The organism is Kitasatospora sp. NPDC004240, from assembly GCF_053603215.1.
In genome coordinates, this window is record NZ_JBSGFD010000101.1 from 1 (window position 1) to 23821 (window position 23821).

At 73.1% G+C, this 23821-nt stretch carries 22 protein-coding genes; 5 read left to right on the forward strand and 17 right to left on the reverse strand.

The window, feature by feature from the left end; genetic code table 11:
* Window positions 1-150 precede the first annotated feature (150 nt).
* The 3 genes from ACWEQL_RS25180 to ACWEQL_RS25190 all read left to right on the forward strand — a co-directional run bounded on the left by ACWEQL_RS25180 (window position 151) and on the right by ACWEQL_RS25190 (window position 2004).
* Window positions 151-711: a TetR/AcrR family transcriptional regulator gene (locus ACWEQL_RS25180; protein WP_452152578.1), complete on the forward strand. Its 561-nt coding sequence runs from the start codon at window positions 151-153 to the stop codon at window positions 709-711.
* A 137-nt stretch (window positions 712-848) separates the two neighbouring features.
* Window positions 849-1097, forward strand: a complete 249-nt coding sequence (locus tag ACWEQL_RS25185; RefSeq protein WP_452152579.1) for a hypothetical protein — start codon at window positions 849-851, stop codon at window positions 1095-1097.
* A 94-nt stretch (window positions 1098-1191) separates the two neighbouring features.
* Window positions 1192-2004, forward strand: coding sequence for a hypothetical protein (locus ACWEQL_RS25190; protein ID WP_452152580.1), 813 nt, complete (start codon window positions 1192-1194; stop codon window positions 2002-2004).
* Between the two features lie 53 nt (window positions 2005-2057).
* Here ACWEQL_RS25190 and ACWEQL_RS25195 read toward each other — a convergent pair whose 3' ends face one another.
* The 3 genes from ACWEQL_RS25195 to def form a co-directional block, all read right to left on the reverse strand.
* On the reverse strand, window positions 2058-3518 hold the full coding sequence (locus ACWEQL_RS25195) for an RsmB/NOP family class I SAM-dependent RNA methyltransferase (RefSeq protein WP_452152581.1): 1461 nt from the start codon (window positions 3516-3518) through the stop codon (window positions 2058-2060).
* A gap of 142 nt (window positions 3519-3660) precedes the next feature.
* Complete coding sequence (gene fmt / locus ACWEQL_RS25200; protein ID WP_452152582.1) at window positions 3661-4596, reverse strand: methionyl-tRNA formyltransferase; 936 nt, start codon at window positions 4594-4596, stop codon at window positions 3661-3663.
* 33 nt (window positions 4597-4629) lie between these two features.
* Window positions 4630-5175: a peptide deformylase gene (gene def, locus ACWEQL_RS25205; protein WP_452152583.1), complete on the reverse strand. Its 546-nt coding sequence runs from the start codon at window positions 5173-5175 to the stop codon at window positions 4630-4632.
* Window positions 5176-5440: 265 nt separating this feature from the next.
* Here def and ACWEQL_RS25210 point away from each other — a divergent pair, with 265 nt between their 5' ends.
* Window positions 5441-6013 carry a hypothetical protein gene (locus tag ACWEQL_RS25210; protein WP_452152584.1) on the forward strand — a complete coding sequence of 191 codons (573 nt, stop codon included), beginning with the start codon at window positions 5441-5443 and terminating at the stop codon, window positions 6011-6013.
* 146 nt (window positions 6014-6159) lie between these two features.
* On the opposite strand, the gene ACWEQL_RS25215 is transcribed toward ACWEQL_RS25210, so the two are convergent.
* The 14 genes from ACWEQL_RS25215 to pyrR form a co-directional block, all read right to left on the reverse strand.
* A complete protein-coding gene (locus tag ACWEQL_RS25215; RefSeq protein WP_452152585.1) occupies window positions 6160-8241 on the reverse strand; it encodes a primosomal protein N' in 2082 nt (693 codons plus the stop codon).
* Window positions 8242-8391: 150 nt separating this feature from the next.
* Window positions 8392-9600, reverse strand: coding sequence for a methionine adenosyltransferase (gene metK, locus ACWEQL_RS25220; protein ID WP_452152586.1), 1209 nt, complete (start codon window positions 9598-9600; stop codon window positions 8392-8394).
* A gap of 195 nt (window positions 9601-9795) precedes the next feature.
* Entirely contained in the window at window positions 9796-11028 is a 1233-nt protein-coding gene (coaBC, locus tag ACWEQL_RS25225; protein ID WP_452152587.1) for a bifunctional phosphopantothenoylcysteine decarboxylase/phosphopantothenate--cysteine ligase CoaBC, read from the reverse strand.
* Window positions 11029-11242: 214 nt separating this feature from the next.
* Complete coding sequence (gene rpoZ, locus ACWEQL_RS25230; RefSeq protein ID WP_030240625.1) at window positions 11243-11509, reverse strand: DNA-directed RNA polymerase subunit omega; 267 nt, start codon at window positions 11507-11509, stop codon at window positions 11243-11245.
* A 37-nt stretch (window positions 11510-11546) separates the two neighbouring features.
* Complete coding sequence (gene gmk / locus ACWEQL_RS25235; protein WP_452152588.1) at window positions 11547-12104, reverse strand: guanylate kinase; 558 nt, start codon at window positions 12102-12104, stop codon at window positions 11547-11549.
* Between the two features lie 48 nt (window positions 12105-12152).
* The gene (gene mihF, locus ACWEQL_RS25240) at window positions 12153-12479 is read right to left on the reverse strand and encodes an integration host factor, actinobacterial type (RefSeq protein WP_030056187.1); all 327 of its coding nucleotides are present in this window, start codon (window positions 12477-12479) and stop codon (window positions 12153-12155) included.
* 350 nt (window positions 12480-12829) lie between these two features.
* Entirely contained in the window at window positions 12830-13663 is an 834-nt protein-coding gene (gene pyrF / locus ACWEQL_RS25245; RefSeq protein WP_452152589.1) for an orotidine-5'-phosphate decarboxylase, read from the reverse strand.
* 42 nt (window positions 13664-13705) lie between these two features.
* Entirely contained in the window at window positions 13706-14818 is a 1113-nt protein-coding gene (locus ACWEQL_RS25250) for a quinone-dependent dihydroorotate dehydrogenase (protein ID WP_452152590.1), read from the reverse strand.
* Window positions 14819-14947: 129 nt separating this feature from the next.
* Window positions 14948-18256 carry a carbamoyl-phosphate synthase large subunit gene (gene carB / locus ACWEQL_RS25255; RefSeq protein ID WP_452152591.1) on the reverse strand — a complete coding sequence of 1103 codons (3309 nt, stop codon included), beginning with the start codon at window positions 18254-18256 and terminating at the stop codon, window positions 14948-14950.
* Window positions 18249-19406: a glutamine-hydrolyzing carbamoyl-phosphate synthase small subunit gene (carA, locus tag ACWEQL_RS25260; protein WP_452152592.1), complete on the reverse strand. Its 1158-nt coding sequence runs from the start codon at window positions 19404-19406 to the stop codon at window positions 18249-18251. Before carA ends, carB begins: the two co-directional genes overlap by 8 nt.
* Window positions 19403-19972, reverse strand: a complete 570-nt coding sequence (locus ACWEQL_RS25265; protein WP_452152593.1) for a PH-like domain-containing protein — start codon at window positions 19970-19972, stop codon at window positions 19403-19405. The genes carA and ACWEQL_RS25265 overlap by 4 nt, the downstream gene beginning before the upstream one ends.
* Window positions 19969-21273: a dihydroorotase gene (locus tag ACWEQL_RS25270; RefSeq protein ID WP_452152594.1), complete on the reverse strand. Its 1305-nt coding sequence runs from the start codon at window positions 21271-21273 to the stop codon at window positions 19969-19971. The genes ACWEQL_RS25265 and ACWEQL_RS25270 overlap by 4 nt, the downstream gene beginning before the upstream one ends.
* On the reverse strand, window positions 21270-22247 hold the full coding sequence (locus tag ACWEQL_RS25275; RefSeq protein WP_452152595.1) for an aspartate carbamoyltransferase catalytic subunit: 978 nt from the start codon (window positions 22245-22247) through the stop codon (window positions 21270-21272). Before ACWEQL_RS25275 ends, ACWEQL_RS25270 begins: the two co-directional genes overlap by 4 nt.
* Before the next feature lie 5 nt (window positions 22248-22252).
* Window positions 22253-22873, reverse strand: a complete 621-nt coding sequence (gene pyrR / locus ACWEQL_RS25280) for a bifunctional pyr operon transcriptional regulator/uracil phosphoribosyltransferase PyrR (protein ID WP_452152596.1) — start codon at window positions 22871-22873, stop codon at window positions 22253-22255.
* A gap of 318 nt (window positions 22874-23191) precedes the next feature.
* Between pyrR and bldD the strand changes: the two genes are divergently transcribed.
* Window positions 23192-23695: a transcriptional regulator BldD gene (gene bldD, locus ACWEQL_RS25285; protein WP_031072501.1), complete on the forward strand. Its 504-nt coding sequence runs from the start codon at window positions 23192-23194 to the stop codon at window positions 23693-23695.
* Window positions 23696-23821 lie beyond the last annotated feature (126 nt).

Sequence of the window (23821 nt, forward strand, 5' to 3'; positions counted from 1 at the left end):
TCACCAGGGCTCCGCCATGGCTCCTTCGTCGGCACCGCCCGGACTCGGCCCTCGACCCGCTCCTTCACCCACCCCCCTATTGCCGGTCGGTCTAAACTCCGTGTACGCCGCCGTACAGACACCGCCACGGACCGGGAGGGACGACACCGCATGGGCGTGACCCGCACACCGCGCGGCCGCTGGATCGAGGAGGGCCTGCGCGCCCTCGCCGCCGGCGGGCCCGAGGCCGTCCGCGTCGAGCCGCTGGCCCAGGCGCTCGGCGTCACCAAGGGCGGCTTCTACGGCTTCTTCCGCAACCGCGACCAGCTGCTCGACGAGATGCTCGACACCTGGGAGCGCGCGGTGGCCGAGGACGTGATCGAGCGGGTCGAACGCGAGGGCGGCGACGCCCGCACCAGGCTCACCCTCCTGTTCGGCCTCGCCTCCGACACCGAGTCGCCCGTCACCAACGTCGCCGCCGACCTCGCCGTCCGCGACTGGGCCCGCCGCGACCCGGCCGTCGCCGACCGCCTGCGCCGCGTCGACAACCGCCGCATGGCCTACCTGCGCACGCTCTTCCGCGCCATCTGCGACGACGACGGCGACGCCGAGGTCCGCGCCCTGCTCGCCTTCTCCCTGCGCGTCGGCGAGCACTTCATCGCCGCCGACGACCACGGCTCGCTCACCCACCCCGAGGTCCTGGAGCTCACCCGCACCTGGCTGCTCCGCTGAACCCGGTGCGTGGGAAGTCGGCCGGCCCGACTTCCCGCGCACATCACGACTCGGCCGCACCCGGCGGTCGACGGCTGGTGCGGCGGCGCTCCCCCGAGGATCCTCGGGGGCACCGGATGTCCGAGGGGGGAGCGCCGATGGAGGAGCAACAGACCTACGAAGAGGCCGAGTTCGAGGACGCCGAACCCGATGGAGCACCTCGCGGCCGGTTACGGCACCTCCTGGTCCTGCTCGGCGCGGCGGCCCTGTTCGGCGGCCTGCTCAGCGGTGCGATCAGTGTCGTCCTCTACCTGTTCACCGACTGGTTCGACCCCATCGGGGAGTTCGCCCACGACCACGGCATCCTCTTCTGGGGCCCGGCGAACCGCACCCCCCACCACCCGTGACCCCCGGCGCCGCATGACCCCACCCCTGATGATCTTTCTGGGGCCGGCTGTGGCACAGTGAGCGCGCTGATCATCGGATGACAGGGGTGGAGAGATGAGGATTCCGAGAGCGATGCCCGCCGCCGTGGCGGCCCTCGCACTGCTGACCGCGGCGACGGCGTGCTCGGGCGACGGCGGGGGCGGGAACAAGGCCGAGGTGGTGACGAGCCCCGCGGTCGCCACCACCGGTGCGACCGCGTCCTCTCCGGCGCCGACGCCCACCCCCACCGACGACACCGCCGCGCTGGAGCTCGCCAAGAAGGCGCGGGAGGGGCTGCTCGCGGCCGGCTCGGTGACGGTGGCGGCCGACCAGCCGACCGTGAAGAACAACCCGGCGAACCGCTACTCGACCGACCTCCAGGGCAACTGCGTGGCCGAGAAGACGATGGCCACCGGCAAGTTCCTGATCCGCAAGGTCGGCAACGAGTCCTGGTCGCACCCGGACCGCGAGTGGCTGAAGGCCAACCCCGGCAAGAGCGACCCGGCCGACTTCGAGGCGACGGCCGCGCTCATGACGAAGTGGCGGCCCGCCACCGAGGCCGTGCTGAAGGAGCACCAGGAGCTCTGCTCGCTCCAGGCCGTGGCCGACCTGATCTGGAGCGACAACCCCGCCACCAAGACCCGCAAGGTGATCCGCGTCGGCACCGGCACCGTCGGCCGGACCCCGGTGATCGTGCTGCGCTCGGGGAGTCTCGTCGGCGCCGCCACCGTCTCGGTCGCGGCCGACGGCTCGCCCTACCCGGTGAAGATCGAGTTCGAGTCCTCCGGCGGCCGCCCCTCGGGCACCCTCACCCTCGGCGGCTTCGGCGAGAAGGTCCCGGCCACCCGGCCCTCGGCCGACGAGATCTGGGACCCGAAGAAGTCCTGAACGACGCCGGGGCCGCCGCGGGAGCGTTCCCGCGGCGGCCCCGGATCCGTCCGTCAGGCGGTGCGGCGCAGCAGCGCCAGGTACATCGCGTCCGTGCCGTGCAGGTGCGGCCACAGCTGCACGTCCGGGCCGTCGCCCAGCGCGGGCACGCCGGGCAGCAGCGGGCGGGCGTCGATCCACTCGACCCGGCCGCCCTCGGCGCGCAGCACGTCGTCCACCACGGCCCGGGTCTCCGCCAGGTGCGGCGAGCAGGTCGCGTACCCGACCACGCCGCCGACCCGGGTGGCGTCGATCGCGGAGCGCAGCAGGTCCCGCTGGAGCGGCCCGAACGCGGCGACGTCCGCCGGCCGGCGGCGCCAGCGCGCCTCGGGGCGCCGGCGCAGCGCGCCGAGGCCGGAGCAGGGCACGTCCACCAGGACGCGGTCGAAGCTCTCCGAGCGCCAGGCGCCCCGGGTGCCGTCCGCCGCGATCACGGTGTACGGGCCGGGGTTGCCGTCGAGCGCGCGGGCGACCAGGCGGGCCCGGTGCGGCTGCTTCTCGCTGGCGACCAGGGCGGCGCCGCGCTCGGCGGCGAGGGCGCCGAGCAGCGCGGCCTTGCCGCCGGGGCCTGCGCAGCCGTCCAGCCAGACCCGGTCCGGGCCCTCCAGCGGAGCGGCGGCCAGCGCGATGGCGACCAGCTGGCTGCCCTCGTCCTGGACGCCGGCCCGGTTCTCGCGGACGGCGTCGAGCGAGCCCGGGTCGCCGCCCTCGGCGAGCCGCAGCGCGTACGGGGACCAGCGGCCGGCCTCGGCCTCGGGCAGCGCCTCGGCGAGGTCGGCCACGGAGACCCGGCCGGGCCGGGCGACCAGGGTGACCTCGGGGCGCTCGTTGTCGGCGCGCAGCAGCTCCTCGATGGCGGAGCGTCCGGAGGCGTCCGGCTGCCAGCGGCCGAGGGAGTCCCAGAGCGAGGAGACGACCCAGCGCGGGTGCGAGTGGACGACGGCGAGGTGGTCCTCGGCGTCCTTGTCGTACGGCGGGGCGACCTGCTCGATCCACGCGTCGATGTCGTGGGCGCTGATCCGGCGCAGCACGGCGTTGACGAACTTGGCCTTGCCGTCGCCGAGGACCGCGCGGGCCAGCTCGACGGTGGCCGAGACGGCGGCGTGGGTGGGGATGCGGGTGGCGAGCAGCTGGTGGGCGCCGAGCGAGAGCACGTCCAGCACCGGCGGGTCGACCTTGGAGAGCGGGCGGTCGATGCACGCGGCGATGATCGCGTCGTAGGTGCCCTGCAGGCGCAGGGTGCCGTAGACGAGTTCGGTGGCGAGGGCGGCGTCGCGCCGGTCCATGCCCTTCTGCTCGGCCTCGCGGAGCAGGGAGGGCAGGATCAGGTTGGCGTAGGCGTCGCGCTCGTCGACGGCGCGCAGGGCGCGGAAGGCGACGATCCGGGCCGGGTCCTTCTTGGGACGGCGGTGCGGACGGGGCGCGCGCCCGGCGCCGGCGGGGCCGCCGGAGTGGCTGCTGCGGGGGGTGGTCATGGTGCGGGGCCTCAAGGTGCTGCGGTGGTTATCGGGGGGCTGTCGGAGGGTGCGCGTTCGCGCACCCGGTGTTCGTACGGACGCGCGTACGCGCGCCCGGTGGTCGTACGGACCGTACGACCACCAAGGTTATCGGGCCGGGTCAGCCCTCGAAGCGCTCGCCGGACTCGATCCGCGTCCCGCGCGCCCAGTCGGCCGCCCGCATCGGCTTCTTGCCCTGCGGCTGGACGTCACCCAGCTCGACGTCGTGGCTGCCGGTGCCGACCCGGACGCTGTTCTTGGCCACGGCCAGCTCGCCGGGGGCCAGCTCGGTGGAGTCGGTGAGCAGCTTGACCGGCCCGGAGACCTTGAGCCGCTCGCCGCGGAAGAGCGTCCAGGCGCCGGGGGCGGGGGCGCAGCCGCGCACCACCCGGTCGACCCGCAGGGCGGGGTGGGTCCAGTCGATCCGGGCGTCCTCGACGCTGATCTTCGGGGCGAGGGTGATGCCCTCGGCGGGCTGCGGGACGGCGTGCAGGGTGCCGTCGGCGATGCCGTCCATGGTGGCGACGAGCAGCCGGGCGCCGGAGTGGGCGAGGCGGTTCAGCAGTTCGCCGCTGGTGTCGGTGGGGCGGATCTCCTCGGTGAGCACGCCGAAGACCGGGCCGGAGTCCAGTCCCTGCTCGATGAGGAAGGTGGAGGCGCCGGTCACCTCGTCGCCGGCCAGCACCGCGTGCTGGACGGGGGCCGCGCCGCGCCAGGCGGGCAGCAGCGAGAAGTGCAGGTTGACCCAGCCGAACTTGGGGACCTCCAGCGCGCCGGGGCGCAGCAGGGCGCCGTACGCGACGACCGGGCAGCAGTCGGGGGCGAGTTCGGTGAGGCGGGCGAGGAACTCGGGGTCGCCGGGCTTCGCGGGCTTGAGGACCTCGATCCCGGCCTCCTCGGCGCGCTGGGCGACGGGGCTGGCGACCAGCTTGCGGCCGCGGCCGGACATGGCGTCGGGGCGGGTGACCACCGCGACGACCTCGTGCCGGTCGGAGGCGAGCAGGGCGTCCAGGGCGGGAACGGCGACCTCGGGGGTGCCGGCGAACACGAGGCGCATCAAGTGCCTTTCAGATGGGGGGAGTCGGGGGGGTCAGCGCGCGGCACCGAAGGTGCTGTGCGGGGAGATCTTGACGACCGGCGCGGGGCCGGCGCCCCAGTCCGACTCGCGGATCGCCTTGAGCGCGGCCTTGCGCTGCTCGCGGTCGAGGCGGTCGATGAAGACGATGCCGTCCAGGTGGTCGGTCTCGTGCTGGATGCAGCGGGCCAGCAACCGGGTGCCCTCGACGGTGACCGGGTCGCCGTACATGTTGAGGCCCCTGGCCACCACGCCGTACGCGCGCTTGGTGTCGAAGCGCAGGCCGGGCAGCGAGAGGCAGCCCTCGGGGCCGTCCTGCTCCTCGTCGGTGAGCGAGAGGTCCGGGTTGATCAGGTGCCCGGTGACGCCGTCCACGTGGTAGGTGAACACCCGTAGGGAGACGCCGAGTTGAGGGGCCGCCAGACCGGCGCCGGGGGCGTCCAGCATGGTGTCGGTGAGGTCCTTGACCAGGGTGCGGAGCTCCTTGTCGAAGGTGGTCACCGGCTGCGCGGTGGCCCGCAGGACCGGGTCGCCGAAGATCCGGATCGGCTGGATCGCCATGGCGTACGGGCTCCTGTCCCCTTCGGTGGTCCGCGGACGGATCGCGCGGCCGGTCGCCGGCCAGTCTATGCAATCGGGTCCGACGGGTTTCCCGGTGCGGGAGGTTCCCGGGCAGCTGGCATATCCCGAGTGCGGCCACCAGCGTGACCCCGGCCCCCGCTCCGGCGTTGGTCAAGTGAGATTGACCGGGGCCGGGACGCCCCGAGCGCCGGTGAGCGGCGGGCGCCCCGACCGCGCCGAACCGTACGGAAGGTGGCACGAGGCCATGGCCGAGCAGATCAACCACGACGCCCGGGCGCGGGCGAGCCTGCACCTGCTGGTGCGGGACATCGAGCGGGTGCGGCGCCAGGTCGACGCGCTGCGGACCCTCACCGCCCAACTGGGCAACGTCTACCGGCCGCGCCGGCCCAGTACCTCCGCCGGCTTCGTGGTGTACGGGCGGGCGCCCGCGCCGACCGTGCGGCTGGCGCAGGAGCTGCGCGAGAGCGTGGAGACGCTGGTGGCCGCGGCGGTCGAGTTCGACCGGGCGCTGGGGTTCTCCTGGGACTCGGTGGGCTCGGCCCTCGGGGTCACCAAGCAGGCGGTGCACCGCCGGTACGGGATGCGCCGGCCGACCAGCGAGCTGCTGGCGGCGGGCGGCGGGGTGACCGGGCCCGGCCGGCCGGACCGCTCCGAGGAGCTGCCCGCCCCGGCGCCGGCCCCGGCCGGCCTGGGCGCGACCGTCCCGGCGGCCCGCCTGGGCGGCCTGGACCGCGCCGGGCTCGACCGCGCCGGCCTGGACCGACCGGGGCTGGACCGACCGGGGCTGGACCGCCCCGGCATCCCCCTGCGCGGCTGAGGCGCGCACCGCGAACCGCACGCGCGACCGCACGCACCATCGGGGCGGGGTGCCGCAGCCACCCCGCCCCGGGCGCGCCCGCCTCACGCGGCGCGCCCCGCCTCACCCGACCACCGGCGCGCCCCCCACCCCCACCGCGCCCCGCCTCACCCGATGTCCGTCGGATCGATCCGCACCTTCACCGGCTCCGGCGCCCGCAGCGCGATCCGCGCGATCTGCGCCGCCTTGAGCGCCGCCGCCAGCGCCGAGCCCTGCCCGGGCGGCACCCGCAGCAGCGCCCGCTCCTGCTCCTCCCCGCGCAGCGCCGCCACCGGCACCGGCCCGAGCACGTCCGCGCCCTCGGGCGGCCGGACCAGGCCCAGCAGGTCGGCGACCGCCCCCGGGCTGCCGGTCACCGAGGCCATCCGGGAGACCGGCGGGAAGTGCAGCTCCGCCCGTTCCGCCAGCTCCAGGCCGGCGTGCCCGGTCGGGTCCCAGCGCACCAGCGCCTGCACCGGACGCGCGGTCGGCTCGGCGACCACCACCACCGTGCCGCCCTCGCCGACCGGCCGCACCAGCGCGGCCGCCGCCAGCCACAGCCGCAGCGCCTCCTCACCGGCCCGCAGGTCGGCCCGGTTGAGCAGCGCCCAGCCGTCCAGCAGCAGCGCCGCCGCGTAGCCGGAGCCGCCCTCGACCACGGGCTCGGCGCCCGGCGTGGAGATCACCAGCGCGGGTTCGTCCGGCACGGTCGTCAGCACCGCGTCCCGCCCGGAGGTGCGGACCGGCACCCGCGGGAACGCCTTGCCCAGTTCCTCGGCCGTCCGCCGGGCGCCCACCACCTGGGCCCGCAGCCGGAACGAGCCGCACTCCTGGCAGTGCCAGTCCGCCTCGGGCTCCCCGCACCAGCCGCAGTGCAACGGCGCGTCCGCCGAGGCGGCCTCCAGCGGCCCCTCGCAGCGCCGGCAGCGCGCCGGGGTCCGGCAGCGTCCGCAGGCCAGCCGGGGCACGTACCCGCGCCGGGGCACCTGGATGAGCACCGGCCCGCCGGCCGCCAGCGCGTCCCGGGCGACCTCCCAGGCGACCGAGGGCAGCCGGGCGGCCTGCGCGGCGGCGTCCCGGTGCTGGTCGTGCTCGGTGACGGTACGGACCCGGGGCGCCACCTGCCGGACGGTCTCCCGGGCGGCCGCCAGCGGGCGCGCCCAGCCGGTGCGGACCAGCTGCGCGCCCTCCACGGTCACCGCGTGACCGCCGAGCAGCACCGCGGCGCCCTCCTCGGCGGCGCGCAGCAGCGCCACCTCCCGGACGTGCGGGTGCGGGGCGCGCGGATCGCTGTGGCTGGAGTCGCCGTCCGACCAGACCACCACCAGGCCGAGGTCACGGACCGGCGCGAACATCGCCGCCCGGGTGCCGATCGCCGCGTGCACCGAGCCCCGGCTCACCGTCAGCCAGCGCCGGTAGCGCTCGCGCGGGCCGAGGTCGGCGGCCAGGGTGGCGTGCCGGCCCTCCCCCAGCAGTTCGGCGAGCGCCCGGTCCACCCGGGCGGTGGCCCGGCCGTCCGGCAGCACGACCAGCGCGCCGCGCCCGCCGGCCAGGGTGGCGGCCACCGCGCGCGCGATCTCGTACGGCCAGCCGGGGCCGGGCAGCGCCGTCCACACCGCGCGCGGTGAGCCGCCGTCGGCGAGCGCGGCCAGGAAGTCCGGGCCGGCGGGGTAGCGCGACCAGCCGCCGGGCTGCGGGGCGGGCGGCGGGGGCAGCGGGTCGGGCGAGGGCTCGGCCTCGGCCTTGGCGTGCCGGGGCGGGACGGCCAGCTGCAGCACGTCGGCGAGGGTGCCCGCGTACCGGTCGGCGACCGTGCGGCAGAGCCGCAGCAGCTGCGGGGTGAGCACCTGCTCGGACGAGAGCACCTGGGCGAGCGGCGCCAGCGGCCCGGCGAAGTCGCTCTCCGCCAGCCGCGCCACGATGAAGCCGTCGTGCAGTTCCCCGCCCTCGCGCTGGCCGCGCACCACGCGCGCCCCGAAACGCACCCGCACCCGCGCGCCGGGCCGGGCGTCCTCGGCCATGGCGGCCGGCACCTCGTAGTCGAAGAACTTGTCGATGGTCAGCACGCCCTTGTCGACGACCACCCGGGCCACCGGCAGGTGCTCCGCCCGCTTGGCGCCGCGCCAGGTGCGCGGCTTGGCCTTGCGGACCGTCTCCCGGATGAACGCCAGTTGCTCCGGCGCCGATCCGTTCTCCTCCGTGCTGTTCATCGCTCCACTACTACCAGCTCCCACCGACACGAAACCGCAGGCGGCGGCCCCCACGAGGGGAGTCCGCCGCCTGCGGTCTGGTCGGATCGGGCCTTGGGCTTGTCGGACAAGCCTCAGGGGCGTGCCCCGCGGCCCCGGCCGGTGCGGGACTCAGGCCTGCGCGGCCTTCTTCAGCTGCTCGACCCGGTCGGTCCGCTCCCAGGTGAAGTCCGGCAGCTCACGGCCGAAGTGGCCGTACGCGGCGGTCTGGGAGTAGATCGGACGCAGCAGGTCCAGGTCGCGGATGATCGCGGCCGGACGCAGGTCGAACACCTCGGTGACGGCCTTCTGGATGTCCAGGACCGGCACGGTCTCGGTGCCGAAGGTCTCCACGAACAGGCCGACCGGCTCGGCCTTGCCGATCGCGTACGCGACCTGCACCTCGGCGCGGCGGGCAAGGCCGGCGGCGACGATGTTCTTCGCCACCCAGCGCATCGCGTACGCGGCCGAGCGGTCCACCTTGGACGGGTCCTTGCCGGAGAAGGCGCCGCCGCCGTGGCGGGCCATGCCGCCGTAGGTGTCGATGATGATCTTGCGGCCGGTGAGGCCGGCGTCGCCCATCGGGCCGCCGATCTCGAAGCGGCCGGTCGGGTTGACCAGCAGGCGGTAGCCCTCGGTGACCAGCTTGATGCCCTGGTCGGCGAGCGCCTTGAGCTCCGGCTCCACGACGAACTCGCGGATGTCCGGGGTCAGCAGCGAGTCGAGGTCGATGTCGCTGGCGTGCTGGGTGGAGACGACCACGGTGTCGAGGCGGACGGCCTTGTCGCCGTCGTACTCGATGGTGACCTGGGTCTTGCCGTCGGGGCGCAGGTACGGGATGGTCCCGTTCTTGCGGACCTCGGTCAGGCGCTGCGAGAGGCGGTGCGCGAGGGTGATCGGCAGCGGCATCAGCTCGGGCGTCTCGTCGGACGCGTAGCCGAACATCAGGCCCTGGTCGCCGGCGCCCTGCTTGTCCAGGTCGTCCTCATCGCCCTCGACCCGGGCCTCGTACGCGGTGTCGACACCCTGCGCGATGTCCGGCGACTGGGCACCGATCGAGACCGAGACGCCGCAGGACGCGCCGTCGAAGCCCTTCTTGGAGCTGTCGTAGCCGATCTCCAGGATCTTGTCCCGGACGAGCTGCGCGATCGGCGCGTACGCCTTCGTGGTCACCTCGCCGGCCACGTGCACCTGGCCGGTGGTGATCAGCGTCTCCACGGCGACCCGGCTGGTCGGGTCCTCCCGCAGGAGAGCGTCGAGGATCGTGTCGCTGATCTGGTCAGCGATCTTGTCGGGGTGTCCCTCGGTCACGGACTCCGAGGTGAACAGGCGGCGAGACACAGCGCTCCCTGGGGTTGCAGCGGCTGCTGACTGAAGGCCCCCGGCGGACCGGGGACATCCGGAAAGACTTGATTCCTGGAGTGTAACGGGCGGCTACCGAGGATGGTCACTCCCATCCGAAAAAGGAGACGGAAATGATCGCCGATTAAGATCGTTCGACCGGGACCGATCCCCCGAACGGGGGCGTACCGGGCATCAGCCGGCCATTTCCAGCCGCCGCGCGACGAGGTCCCAGACCACGTCCGCGAGCACCTCCTTCGGGCCCACCGGAACCGGCGTCTCACTGCCGTCCGAGCCCAGTACCACGGCCTCGTTGACGTCCGTACCGAAGGCCTTGCCGTCGCCGACCTCGTTGACCACGAGCAGATCGCAGCCCTTGCGGGCGAGCTTGGCGCGGCCGTTGGCGAGCACGTCGTCGGTCTCCGCGGCGAAACCCACGACCAGCTGGCCGGGCCTGCTCCGTTCGGCGGACAGCTCGGCGAGGACGTCGGGGTTGCGGACCAGCGCGACCGGCGCCGGCTCGACCCCCTCGACCTTCTTGATCTTGCCGGAGGCGTACTCGGCGGGCCGGAAGTCGGCCACCGCGGCGGCCATCACCACGGCGTCCGCGTCCGCCGCCGCCTTCACGGCCGCCTCGCGCAGCTGCAGCGCGGTGGACACCCGCACCACGTCGACGCCGGCCGGGTCGGGCAGCTCGGCGTTGGCGGAGATCAGCGTCACCCGGGCGCCGCGGGCGGCGGCGGTGGCGGCCAGCGCGTAGCCCTGCTTGCCCGAGGAGCGGTTGCCGAGGAAGCGCACCGGGTCCAGCGGCTCCCGGGTGCCGCCGGCGGAGACCACCACGTGCCGCCCGGCGAGGTCGGCCCGCGCGCCGCCGTACCGCAGCACCGCGCGGCAGGCGTCGAAGATGGCGCCGGGGTCGGGCAGCCGGCCCTTGCCGGTGTCCTGGCCGGTCAGCCGGCCGACCGCGGGCTCCAGCACCACGGTGCCGCGGCGGCGCAGGGTGGCCACGTTCTCCTGGGTGGCCGGGTGCTCCCACATCTCGGTGTGCATGGCGGGCGCCAGCACCACCGGGCAGCGGGCGGTGAGCAGGGTGTTGGTGAGCAGGTCGTCGGCCAGGCCGTGGGCGGCCTTGGCCATCAGGTCGGCGGTGGCCGGCGCGACCACGACCAGGTCGGCCTGCTGGCCGATCCGCACGTGCGGCACCTCGTGCACGCGCTCCCAGGTCTCGGTGGCGGCCGGGCGGCCGGACAGCGCGGCCCAGGTGGCCTCGCCGACGAAGTGCAGGGCCGCCTCGGTGGGCACCACGGTCACCTGGTGGCCGGACTCGGTGAACCGGCGCAGCAGCTCGCAGGCCTTGTACGCGGCGATGCCGCCGCTGACGCCGAGGACCACGCGCGGGGCGTCGGTCCGGTCCGTGCTCGCGCTCATTCCGCTGCGTTCCTCCAGGTCGGGGGCGGTCCCGGGGCGTTTCGGGGCGGTCCCGGGGCGGGACCGAGCCCACCCTACGACCCCTCAGCCGCGGCCCGCACTGTGGCCGGGCCCACACCCGTACGCGGACAGGACGCACGGGGTGGACGCGCACAGCAGAACGCGGGGCCCGGCGGAAAGGATTCCGCCGGGCCCCGCGCAGGTCTGACAGGCCTCAGGCCGCTTCGATCGCCTCGGCGGTCAGCATGCCCGCGTTGATCTCGCGCAGCGCGATCGACAGCGGCTTCTCGTGCACGTGGGTGTCCACCAGCGGACCGACGTACTCCAGCAGGCCCTCGCCCAGCTGCGAGTAGTACGCGTTGATCTGGCGGGCGCGCTTGGCCGCGTAGATCACCAGGCTGTACTTGGAGTCGGTCGCCTCAAGCAGCTCGTCGATCGGCGGGTTGATGATGCCCTCGGGCGCGGTCATGGAAGAGGACACGCTAAAACCTTCCGAAAGGGTGGAAAAGACAGACAGGTCAGGCTACACCGAGCAAGGCTAGCAGTTCGGCCGCTACCTGCTCGACGGAGGTGTTGACAAGGGTCGTGTCGAACTCGGGCTCGGCCGCCAGCTCGACCTTGGCGGCCTGGAGCCGCTTCTCGATGACGTCCTGCGCCTCGGTGCCCCGGCCGACCAGCCGGCGGACCAGCTCGTCCCAGCTCGGCGGGGCCAGGAACACCAGCTGCGCGTCGGACATCGACTCCCGCACCTGCCGGGCGCCCTGGAGGTCGATCTCCAGCAGGACGGGCTCGCCGCGCTCCAGCTTCTCCAGCACCGCCGCACGCGGCGTGCCGTAGCGGTTCCCGGCGAACTCGGCCCACTCCAGCAGCTCGCCGTTGGCGATCAGCTTGTCGAACTCGTCGTTGTCGACGAAGTGGTACTGGACCCCGTTCTTCTCGCCCGGCCTCGGGTGGCGGGTCGTCGCCGACACCGAGAGCCAGACCTCGGGGTACTGCTTCCTCATATGAGCGACGACCGTGCTCTTGCCGACCCCCGAGGGGCCGGAGAGCACGGTCAGCCGCGGACGCTCACTCATGCACCGATTATCCCGGATCGCGGACGATCCCGGGACCACGGGGCACGGTCAGGCGGCACCGCCGCCGAACTCCCGCTCCAGGGAGGCGATCTGGTTCGTTCCGAGACCGCGCACGCGGCGGCTCTCGCTGATGCCGAGGCGCTCCATGATCTGCTTGGCACGGACCTTGCCGACGCCGGGGAGGGACTCCAGCAGTGCGGAGACCTTCATCTTGCCGATCACGTCGTTGTCGGCCTTACCGGCCTTGATCACCTCGTGCAGCGAGGCGCCGGAGTGCTTGAGCCGGTTCTTGACCTCGGCGCGCTCCCGGCGAGCCTCGGCGGCCTTCGCGAGCGCGGCGGTGCGCTGTTCAGGGGTAAGGGGCGGAAGAGCCACGCCGTTCACCTCAGGGTGTGGAAGGAAGGATTGAGCTATGACTGATGTGGTGCCTTCGGCCGTCGGCCGCAGAAGAGCCCAATGGCTCTGACCTGCGAGAGCAACGGGATTCGCGGCTCTTCGACGACCTATCGCCGGACACTACCCGGATTGCGGCGCCACGTCAGGAAAAGAACACGAAAAGTCCTGGTCAGCCGAGGCCGACCAGGACTTTCCAGGTCAAAACGTCCGTGATTGCGGTGCTTTCCGAGCGGCGGTGTGACCGCGCTCACGTCGGCTCGCCGGGGCACTCGCCGCTTCCTCGCGCCATCGCGCAGGGTCACGCGACCGCTACCCGGCGGCCGTCGGGGCTACTTGACGGCGTCCGCGTACTCGTCCACGAACCGCCGGGCCGCCTCCCGCAGGGCCGGCACCGAGGGGCCGTGCCGGAGCACGTCCCGGCTCACGCTCGGCACCACGTTGCGCACCGAGGCGCCGAACACCCGCGGCAGGTCCGCCATCGTGGCGCCCTGGGCGCCGATGCCGGGGGCCAGCAGCGGGCCGTTGATCGCCAGGTCCACGCCGGCGTCCGCGAGGGTCGCGCCGACCACCGCGCCGAACGAACCCAGCGGCTCGGCACCGGCGTTCTCGGCCGCCAGCTGGCGCAGCACGGAGGCCGCGACCGGCTCGCCGTCGGCGCCCACCGCGCGCTGCACCTCGGCACCCTCCGGGTTGGAGGTCAGCGCCAGCGCGAAGACGCCCGCGCCGCTCTCCTTCGCCAGGTCCAGCGCCGGGCGCAGCGAGCCGAAGCCCAGGTACGGGCTGACCGTGACGGCGTCCGAGAACAGCGGACTGCCCGGCGCGAGGAAGGCCTCGGCGTACGCGGCCATGGTCGAGCCGATGTCGCCGCGCTTGGCGTCCATCAGGACCAGCGCGCCGGCCGCGCGGGCCTCCTCCACGGACTTCTCCAGCACCGCGACGCCCTTGCTGCCGAAGCGCTCGAAGAAGGCGGCCTGCGGCTTGAGCACGGCCACCCGGTCGGCCAGCGCCTCGACCACGGTCCGGCTGAAGGTCTCCAGGCCTGCGACGGAGTCCTCCAGGCCCCAGGAGGCGAGCAGGGAGGCGTGCGGGTCGATGCCCACGCACAGCTGGCCGCGGGTGTCGAGGGCGTGGCGCAGCCGGGCGCCGAAGGGGGCGAGGGTCATGACGTCCTTCCGAAAGGGGGGTGGGAGGGGGCTGGAGGCGTCCTACGCAGCCTTGGGCGCGTCCACCGCGCTGCCGACGGCGGCGGCCAGGTTGCGGAAGCCACCGGCCCGCACCCGGGCGGAGAGGCCCTTGTGGACGCGGCGGCACCAGAACGGGCCCTCGTAGATGAAGGCGCTGTAGCCCTGGACCAGGTCGGCGCCGTGGACGATGCGCTGCCAGGCGTCCTCGGCGGTCTCGACGCCGCCGACCGACACCAGGGTGATCCGGCCCCCGGTACGGGCGCGCAGCCGCCGCAGCACGTCCAGGGCGCGCTCCTTGAGCGGGGCGCCGGACAGGCCGCCCATGCCGATCTCCTCGACCCGGGCGGCGGGGGTGCGCAGGCCCTCGCGGCCGATGGTGGTGTTGGTGGCGATGATGCCGTCCAGACCGAGCTCCAGGGCGAGGTCGGCGACCGCGTCGATGTCCTCGTCGGCCAGGTCGGGGGCGATCTTGACCAGCAGCGGGACGTGGTGCGGGGTGGAGCGGTCGGCGGCCTCGCGGACGGCGCTCAGCAGCGGGCCCAGGTGCGAGACGGCCTGCAGGTTGCGCAGCCCCGGGGTGTTCGGGGAGCTGACGTTGACCACCAGGTAGTCGGCGTAACGGGCGAGCCGCTCGGTCGACTTGACGTAGTCGGCGATCGCGTCGGCCTCCTCGACCACCTTGGTCTTGCCGATGTTGACGCCGACCACCGGGGTGGAGGTGGTGTGCGGGCGCTGCGCGAGGCGGGCGGCGACTCGGGCGGAGCCCTGGTTGTTGAAGCCCATCCGGTTGATCAGCGCGCGGTCCTCGACCAGGCGGAACAGCCGCGGCGCCGGGTTGCCCTGCTGGGCCTCACCGGTGATGGTGCCGATCTCGACGTAGTCGAAGCCGAGCATCGACAGGCCGTCGATGCCGACGCCGTTCTTGTCGAAGCCGGCCGCCAGGCCGAACGGGCCGGGCAGGTCGAGGCCGAGGGCGGTGGTGCGCAGCGCGCGGTCGCGCGGGGCGAGCACCAGGCGCGCCAGCGAGCGCAGCCCGCGGACGGAGGAGACCAGGCGGATCCAGAAGAAGGCGAGGTGGTGGGCCTTCTCGGGGTCCATCTTCTTGAAGACGAGGTCGAACAGCAGCTTGTACACGGTGATCCCATCGGGCGGGCGGAGCCGCCGGAAGAAGGGCGGTGGCGGGCCGGGGGTGCCCCCTGCCGGAGGTGGCGGGCATGGCGGTGGGGGGCACCCGGCGGTCCGGTGCCCCCCACTGCGGCGGTCCTACTTGCGGCCGGCGTTGATCAGCTCGGCGTGCTCCTGGAGCGACATCACCCCGACCTCGTCGCGCAGCAGCGCGTCGATGCCCTGGACGGCGGCGCCCATCGCCTGGACGGTGGTCAGGCAGGGCACCGCGCGGGCGACCGCGGCGGTGCGGATCTCGTAGCCGTCGAGGCGGCCGCCGGTGCCGTACGGCGTGTTGATGATGAGGTCGACCTCGCCGTCGTGGATCAGCTGGACGATGGTCTTCTCGCCGTTCGGGCCCTCGCCCTCGCTGTGCTTGCGCACCACGGTGGCGGGGATGCCGCCGCGCTGCAGCACCTCGGCGGTGCCGGAGGTGGCGAGCACCTCGAAGCCCAGGTTGACCAGGGCGCGGGCCGGGAACACCAGGTTGCGCTTGTCGCGGTTGGCGACCGAGACGAAGACCTTGCCCTTGGTCGGCAGGGCCCCGTAGGCGCCGGTCTGCGACTTGGCGTACGCGGTGCCGAACACCTTGTCGATGCCCATGACCTCGCCGGTGGAGCGCATCTCCGGGCCGAGGACGGTGTCCACGCCGCGGCCGTGCACGTCGCGGAAGCGGCTCCACGGCATCACGGCCTCCTTGACGGAGATCGGGGCGTCGGCGGGCAGCGTGCCGCCGTCGCCCTCGGCCGGGAGCATGCCCTCGGCGCGCAGCTCGGCGATGGTGGCGCCGAGCGAGACCCGGGCCGCCGCCTTGGCCAGCGGCACGGCGGTCGCCTTGGAGGTGAACGGCACGGTGCGCGAGGCGCGCGGGTTGGCCTCCAGCACGTACAGGATGTCGCCGGAGAGCGCGAACTGGATGTTGATCAGGCCGCGGACGCCGACACCGCGCGCGATGGCCTCGGTGGAGGCGCGCAGGCGCTTGATGTCGTAGCCGCCGAGGGTGATCGGGGGCAGCGCGCAGGCGGAGTCGCCGGAGTGGATGCCGGCCTCCTCGATGTGCTCCATGACGCCGCCGAGGTAGAGCTCGGTGCCGTCGTAGAGCGCGTCGACGTCGATCTCCACCGCGTCGTCGAGGAAGCGGTCGATGAGCACCGGGTGCTCGGAGATCAGGCCGGCGTGGCGCTCCAGGTACGACGCGAGCGAGGCCTCGTCGTAGACGATCTCCATGCCGCGGCCGCCGAGCACGTACGAGGGGCGGGCCAGCACCGGGTAGCCGATCTCGTCGGCGATGGACTTGGCCTCCTCGAAGGAGAACGCGGTGCCGTGCTTGGGGGCGGGCAGCCCGGCGTCGCGCAGCACGCGGCCGAAGGCGCCGCGCTCCTCGGCGAGGTCGATCGCCTCGGGCTGGGTGCCGACGATCGGCACGCCGTTGTCCTTGAGCGCCTGTGCCAGGCCCAGCGGGGTCTGGCCGCCGAGCTGGACGATGACGCCGGCCAGCGGACCGGCCTGCCGCTCGGCGTGGACGATCTCCAGGACGTCCTCCAGGGTGAGCGGCTCGAAGTAGAGCCGGTCGGAGGTGTCGTAGTCGGTGGAGACGGTCTCGGGGTTGCAGTTGACCATCACGGTCTCGTACCCGGCGTCGGCCAGCGCGAAGGAGGCGTGGACGCAGGAGTAGTCGAACTCGATGCCCTGGCCGATGCGGTTGGGGCCGGAGCCGAGGATGATCACGGCGGGCTTGGTGCGCGGGGCGACCTCGTTCTCCTCGTCGTAGGACGAGTAGAAGTACGGGGTCTTGGCCGCGAACTCGGCGGCGCAGGTGTCGACGGTCTTGAACACCGGGCGGATGCCGAGGGCGTGGCGCACCTCGCGCACGACGTCCGGGCGCAGGCCGCGGATCTCGCCGATCTGCTGGTCGGAGAAGCCGTGCCGCTTGGCGTGGCGCAGCAGCTCGGGGGTGAGCTTCTCGGCCTCGGCGAGCTCGCCGGCGATCTCGTCGAGCAGGAAGAGCTGGTCGACGAACCACGGGTCGATCTTGGTGGCGTCGAACACCTCCTCGGGGGTGGCGCCGGCCCGGATGGCCTCCATGACCGTGTTGATCCGGCCGTCGGTGGGCACGACGGCCTTCTCCAGGAGGGCGGCCTTGTCGCCGGGCTCGCCGGTCCAGGTGAACTGCGAGCCCTTCTTCTCCAGCGAGCGCAGCGCCTTCTGCAGCGCCTCGGGGAAGTTGCGGCCGAGCGCCATGGCCTCACCGACGGACTTCATGGTGGTGGTCAGGGTGGCGTCCGCGCTCGGGAACTTCTCGAAGGCGAAGCGCGGGACCTTGACGACCACGTAGTCGAGGGTCGGCTCGAAGGAGGCCGGGGTCTCCTCGGTGATGTCGTTCGGGATCTCGTCCAGGGTGTAGCCGACGGCCAGCTTGGCGGCGATCTTGGCGATCGGGAAGCCGGTGGCCTTGGAGGCGAGCGCCGAGGAGCGCGAGACGCGCGGGTTCATCTCGATGACGATGACCCGGCCGTCGACGGGGTTGACGGCGAACTGGATGTTGCAGCCGCCGGTGTCGACGCCGACCTCGCGGATGACGGCGATGCCGATGTCGCGCAGGATCTGGTACTCGCGGTCGGTGAGGGTCATCGACGGGGCGACGGTGATGGAGTCACCGGTGTGCACGCCCATCGGGTCGAAGTTCTCGATGGAGCAGACGACCACGACGTTGTCGTTCTTGTCGCGCATCAGCTCCAGCTCGTACTCCTTCCAGCCGAGGATGGACTCCTCCAGGAGCACCTCGGTGGTCGGCGAGAGGGCCAGGCCCTGGCCGGCGATGCGGCGCAGGTCCTCCTCGTTGTGGGCGAAGCCGGAGCCGGCGCCGCCCATGGTGAAGGAGGGGCGCACGACGACCGGGTAGCCGCCGAGGGTGTCGACGCCGGCCACCACCTCGTCCATGGTGTGGCAGATGACCGAGCGGGCGGACTCGCCGTGGCCGATCTTGGCGTGGACGGCCTCGACGACGCCCTTGAAGAGGTCGCGGTCCTCACCCTTGTTGATCGCCACCACGTCGGCGCCGATCAGCTCGACCCCGTACTTCTCCAGGGTGCCGGCCTTGTGCAGGGAGATCGCGGTGTTGAGCGCGGTCTGCCCGCCGAGGGTCGGCAGCAGCGCGTCGGGGCGCTCCTTGGCGATGATCCGCTCGACGAAGTCGGGGGTGATCGGCTCGACGTAGGTGGCGTCGGCGATCTCCGGGTCGGTCATGATCGTCGCGGGGTTGGAGTTGACCAGGACGACCCGCAGGCCCTCGGCCTTGAGCACGCGGCAGGCCTGCGTGCCGGAGTAGTCGAACTCGGCGGCCTGGCCGATGACGATCGGGCCGGAACCGATCACCAGGACGGACTTGATGTCAGTGCGCTTAGGCACGCTGGCCCTCCATGAGCTTCACGAAACGGTCGAAGAGGTAGGCCGCGTCGTGCGGGCCGGCAGCCGCTTCGGGGTGGTACTGCACGCTGAAGGCGGGGACGTCCAGGCACTGGAGACCCTCGACCACGTCGTCGTTGAGGCAGACGTGGGAGACCTCGGCGCGCCCGTACGGGGTGTCGCTGACCTTGTCCAGCGGCGCGTTCACGGCGAAGCCGTGGTTGTGGGCGGTCACCTCGACCTTGCCGGTGGTGCGGTCCTGCACCGGCTGGTTGATGCCGCGGTGGCCGTACTTGAGCTTGTAGGTGCCGAAGCCCAGCGCCCGGCCGAGGATCTGGTTGCCGAAGCAGATGCCGAAGAACGGGGTCTTCCGCTCCAGCACGCCCTGCGCCACGGCGACCTGGTGGTCGGCGGTGGCCGGGTCACCCGGGCCGTTGGAGAAGAACACGCCGTCGGGGGCGACCGCGTACAGCTCCTCGACGGTGGAGTTCGCCGGGAAGACGTGCACCTCGATGCCGCGCTCGGCCATCCGCTGCGGGGTCATCGCCTTGATGCCGAGGTCCAGCGCCGCGACGGTGAACCGCTTCTCGCCGACCGCCGGGACGACGTACGGCTCGGTGGTGGCGACCTCGGCACACAGGTCGGCGCCCTTCATCTCCGGCGCCTGCTGCACCTTGGCCAGCAGGGCCGCCTGGTCGGCGACCGCCGGGCCGGAGAAGATGCCGACCCGCATGGCGCCGCGCTCGCGCAGGTGGCGGGTGAGCGCCCGGGTGTCGATGCCGCTGATGCCGACGACGCCCTGGTTCGCGAGCTCCTCGTCCAGCGAGCGGCGCGAGCGCCAGTTGGAGGCGACCCGGGAGGGGTCGCGGACGACGTACCCGGCGACCCAGATCTGCTTGGACTCGTCGTCCTCGTCGTTCCAGCCGGTGTTGCCGATCTGCGGGGCGGTCATCACGACCACCTGGCGGTGGTACGACGGGTCGGTCAGGGTCTCCTGGTAGCCGGACATGCCGGTGTTGAAGACCGCCTCGCCGAAGGTCTCGCCGACCGCGCCGTAGGCCTGGCCGCGGAACGTCCGGCCGTCCTCCAGGACGAGCACGGCGGGCACGCGCTCCCGCCTGGAGCTCTGCGTGGTGGGGGCAGGTGCGGTCATGTGGCGGCCTCTTCCGTCTTCGTCTTCGTACTACGTGTCGCGATGCGAGCGATCGCCTCGACCCAGGCGGCGTGCTCGTCGGGGTGGTCGGCCCGGAAGCCGGAGTCCAGGGCGGTGCCCTCGTGCGTCCAGGTGACGACCAGCAGGCCGGCCGGGACGACCTTGCCCGCGATGCCGGAGTCCGTCCGGGCGCCGGTCAGCTGCTCGGCCGGGATCCAGAGGTCCACGTCACCGGGACGCAGCACCAGCAGGCCGTCCTCGCCGAGGGTCAGGTCGGCGCGGCTGCGGGTGCCCAGGCCGTGGGCCACGACCCGGTCCAGCCAGTTCCCGGCGGTGGTGGTGCCGTGGTACCGGCCGCTGGTCTCCAGGATGGTCCGCCCGGCGCGCGCCGGCACGGCGGGCAGCGGGGGCAGGCCCGACTGGAGGGTGCGGCGCCAGTTCCAGCCCTGGCGCATCAGCCAGTACACCAGCCCGATCAGCAGCAGCAGGCCGACCGACCAGCCGATGTACCCGGGCCAGTTGGTGACCTTCGCCTGCTCCTGGGCGAGTACGGCGTACCCGGTCACGCGAGCCCGCCCTGCTCGACCAGCTCGCCGGCCAGCACGGTGGCGTTGCCGCGCAGGAAGGTGGCGTGCACACGGCCGGGCAGGTCGAGGCCTCGGTAGGGGGTGTTGCGGGAGCGGGTGGCGAAGCTGTCGGGGTTCACGGCACCACGGTACGCGGGATCGAACAGCACCAGGTTGGCCGGCTCACCGACCGAGACGGGCCGTCCGTGGCCGGCCAGGCGGCCGATCCGGGCCGGGCGGCGGGACATCCGGTCGGCGACGCCCTCCCAGTTCAGCAGGCCGGTGTCGACCATCGTCTGCTGGACGACCGACAGCGCGGTCTCCAGGCCGACCATGCCCATCGCGGCGACCGCCCACTCGCAGTCCTTGTCCTCGGCCGGGTGCGGCGCGTGGTCGGTGGCGACGGCGTCGATGGTGCCGTCGGCCAGCGCCTTGCGCAGCGCCTGGACGTCCTCGGCGGTACGCAGCGGCGGGTTGACCTTGTACACCGGGTCGTAGCTGCGGACCAGCTCGTCGGTGAGCAGCAGGTGGTGCGGGGTGACCTCGGCGGTGACGTCCCAGCCCTTGGCCTTGGCCCAGCGGATGATCTCCACCGAGCCGGCGGTGGAGACGTGGCAGACGTGCAGCCGGGAGCCGACGTGCGCGGCGAGCAGCACGTCGCGGGCGATGATCGCCTCCTCGGCGACGGCCGGCCAGCCGCCGAGCCCGAGCTCGCCGGAGACCTGGCCCTCGTTCATCTGGGCGCCCTCGGTGAGCCGCGGCTCCTGGGCGTGCTGGGCGACGACGCCGTCGAAGGCCTTGACGTACTCCAGGGCGCGGCGCATCAGCACCGCGTCGTCCACGCACTTGCCGTCGTCGGAGAAGACCCGGACGCCGGCCGCGGACTCGTGCATCGCGCCGAGCTCGGCGAGCTTCTTGCCCTCCAGGCCGACCGTGACGGCGCCGACCGGCTGCACGTCGCAGTAGCCGGAGGCCCGGCCGAGCCGCCAGACCTGCTCGACCACGCCGGCGGTGTCGGCCACCGGGGTGGTGTTGGCCATCGCGTGGACGGCGGTGAAGCCGCCCATCGCCGCGGCCTGGGTGCCGGTCAGCACGGTCTCGGCGTCCTCGCGGCCGGGCTCGCGCAGGTGGGTGTGCAGGTCGACCAGACCGGGCAGGACGATCAGCCCGCCGGCGTCGATCTCGATGTCGGCCTCGACGTCGAGGGCGGTGCCGATCGCCTTGATGACACCGTCGGCGAGGTGGAGGTCCTGCGGGTCGCCGCCCAGGATCTGGGCGTTGCGGATCAGGTAGCTGGTCACTGAACGGTCTCCACGGTGTCGTTACGGGGGGCGTCGGAGAGGGTGGCGCCGCCGAGCAGCAGGTACAGGACGGCCATCCGGATGGAGACGCCGTTGGCGACCTGCTCCACCACGGTGCAGCGCGGCGAGTCGGCGACCTCGGCGGTGATCTCCATGCCGCGGACCATCGGGCCGGGGTGCATCACGATGGCGTGCTCGGGCAGCTGGGCCATCCGGGCGCCGTCCAGGCCGTAGCGGCGGCTGTACTCGCGCTCGGTCGGGAAGAACGCGGCGTTCATCCGCTCGCGCTGGACCCGCAGCATCATCAGCGCGTCGGTCTTGGGGAGCACGCTCTCCAGGTCGTAGCTGACCTCGCAGGGCCAGTTCTCGATGCCGATCGGCACCAGCGTCGGCGGGGCGACGAAGGTGACCTGGGCGCCGAGGGTGGTCAGCAGGTGGACGTTGGAGCGGGCGACCCGGCTGTGCAGGATGTCGCCGACGATGGTCACCCGGCGTCCCGCGAGGTCGTGGCCGAGGCCCGGGTTGAGGTGGCGGCGCATGGTGAAGGCGTCGAGCAGGGCCTGGGTGGGGTGCTCGTGGGTGCCGTCACCGGCGTTGATGACGCTGCCGTGCAGCCAGTCCGACTGGGCGAGCCGGGCGGGCGCGCCGGAGGCGTGGTGGCGGATGACGACCGCGTCGGCGCCCATCGCCTGGAGGGTCAGCGCGGTGTCCTTGAGGCTCTCGCCTTTGGAGACCGAGGAGCCCTTGGCGGAGAAGTTGATGACGTCGGCGCTCAGGCGCTTCTCGGCGACCTCGAAGGAGGTCTTGGTCCGGGTGGAGTCCTCGAAGAAGAGGTTGACGACGGTGCGCCCGCGCAGGGTGGGCAGCTTCTTGACGGCGCGTCCGGAGAGCTGGGCCAGCTCCTCGGCGGTGTCCAGGATCAGCAGCGCGTCGTCGCGGCTGAGATCGGCGGCGGAGACGAGGTGGCGCTTCACGCGGGTTACTCCGGGAGGTGCGGTTCGGACGGCTGGGGAGCCAGGGCCTGCGAGCTGCGGGCGGTGTAGTCCCGGTCGCCGACCAGGACGGCGTCCACGCCGTCGGTGTCGGAGAGGCGGACCTGCACGGCCTCGCGCAGCGAGGTGGGGAGGTTCTTGCCCACGTAGTCGGCGCGGATCGGCAGCTCGCGGTGGCCGCGGTCGACCAGGACGGCGAGCTGGACGGCGCGCGGGCGGCCGATGTCGCTGAGCGCGTCGAGCGCGGCGCGGATGGTGCGGCCGGAGAAGAGCACGTCGTCGACGAGGATGACGAGCTTGCCGTCGATGCCGCCGGACGGGATCTCGGTGTGCTCCAGGGCGCGGGCGGGCTTCAGCCGCAGGTCGTCCCGGTACATGGTGATGTCCAGGGTGCCGAGCGGGATCTCGTTGCCGGTGATCTGCGCCAGGCGGGCGTGCAGCCGGCGGGCGAGGTGGACGCCCCTGGTGTGGAGGCCGAGCAGCACGACGTCCTCCGCGCCCTTGGCGCGCTCGACGATCTCGTGTGCGATCCGGGTGATCACCCGGGCGATGTCCGTGCCGTCCAGCACCTGGTGCGGCGGCCTCGGGGTGTTCTCTGATGCGGTCATGCCGAAGCGGACCTCCTTCCCCGCCTCACTGGACGGGCCTTAAAGGATGTCTGGGACGACCCCCGCCGGCGCGGCGCGGGCCTGGGCCATCGTATCAGCGCGGCCACGGCGAAACGGACCTCCACCATTCCGCTTCACCGGGTTAACGTCGCCGATGGGGGCCATTCGCACGACTGCCCCATTCGGCTTGACGCAACTACCTCACTCTACGTAACCTCACAGTGAGTTACGAGACGGACGTCGAACCCACCGGTAATGGCGTCGGCTATCGGTCGTGACCCACCACTGAACGCGAAGCAATCTCGTCCGGGGAGATCAATGTCCAGCGACTACGCGAAGCAACTCGGAGGCAAGCTCCGAGCGATCCGCACTCAGCAGGGGCTCTCCCTGCACGGTGTCGAGGAGAAGTCCCAGGGGCGCTGGAAGGCAGTCGTCGTCGGTTCGTACGAGCGCGGCGACCGTGCGGTCACCGTGCAGCGGCTGGCCGAGCTGGCGGAGTTCTACGGCGTGCCCGTGCAGGAGCTGCTGCCCGGCGGTACGCCCGGTGGTGCGGCCGAGCCGCCGCCGCGCCTGGTGCTGGACCTGGAGAGACTGACCCAGGTGCCCTCCGAGAAGGCCGGCCCGCTGCAGCGTTACGCGGCGACCATCCAGAGCCAGCGCGGCGACTACAACGGCAAGGTGCTGTCGATCCGCCAGGACGACCTGCGCACGCTGGCCGTGATCTACGACCAGTCGCCGTCGATCCTCACCGAGCAGCTGATCTCCTGGGGTGTGCTGAACCCCGACGCGCGCCGTGCGGTGCGCGAGGAGGAGGCGAGCTGAGGCTCGTCCGTCCCGGTCCGCCTGCCCTCCGGCAGGACGGTCGGTCCCAGGGCGTGCCCGACACGCCCTAGCAGAAACGTCACGGCGCGGCGTCCCGGTCATCCGGGGCCCGCGCCGTCGCGCGTG

Bases quoted from the DNA above. Each gene is read 5' to 3' on its own strand.
- ACWEQL_RS25215 (WP_452152585.1), bottom strand. From the start codon at position 8,241: ATGAACAGCACGGAGGAGAACGGATCGGCGCCGGAGCAACTGGCGTTC.
- def (WP_452152583.1), bottom strand. From the start codon at position 5,175: ATGGCGATCCAGCCGATCCGGATCTTCGGCGACCCGGTCCTGCGGGCC.
- coaBC (WP_452152587.1), bottom strand. From the start codon at position 11,028: ATGAGCGCGAGCACGGACCGGACCGACGCCCCGCGCGTGGTCCTCGGC.
- ACWEQL_RS25190 (WP_452152580.1), top strand. From the start codon at position 1,192: ATGAGGATTCCGAGAGCGATGCCCGCCGCCGTGGCGGCCCTCGCACTG.
- ACWEQL_RS25210 (WP_452152584.1), top strand. From the start codon at position 5,441: ATGGCCGAGCAGATCAACCACGACGCCCGGGCGCGGGCGAGCCTGCAC.
- gmk (WP_452152588.1), bottom strand. From the start codon at position 12,104: ATGAGTGAGCGTCCGCGGCTGACCGTGCTCTCCGGCCCCTCGGGGGTC.
- bldD (WP_031072501.1), top strand. From the start codon at position 23,192: ATGTCCAGCGACTACGCGAAGCAACTCGGAGGCAAGCTCCGAGCGATC.
- ACWEQL_RS25185 (WP_452152579.1), top strand. From the start codon at position 849: ATGGAGGAGCAACAGACCTACGAAGAGGCCGAGTTCGAGGACGCCGAA.
- ACWEQL_RS25195 (WP_452152581.1), bottom strand. From the start codon at position 3,518: ATGACCACCCCCCGCAGCAGCCACTCCGGCGGCCCCGCCGGCGCCGGG.
- carA (WP_452152592.1), bottom strand. From the start codon at position 19,406: ATGACCGCACCTGCCCCCACCACGCAGAGCTCCAGGCGGGAGCGCGTG.
- pyrR (WP_452152596.1), bottom strand. From the start codon at position 22,873: ATGACCGCATCAGAGAACACCCCGAGGCCGCCGCACCAGGTGCTGGAC.
- fmt (WP_452152582.1), bottom strand. From the start codon at position 4,596: ATGCGCCTCGTGTTCGCCGGCACCCCCGAGGTCGCCGTTCCCGCCCTG.
- ACWEQL_RS25180 (WP_452152578.1), top strand. From the start codon at position 151: ATGGGCGTGACCCGCACACCGCGCGGCCGCTGGATCGAGGAGGGCCTG.
- pyrF (WP_452152589.1), bottom strand. From the start codon at position 13,663: ATGACCCTCGCCCCCTTCGGCGCCCGGCTGCGCCACGCCCTCGACACC.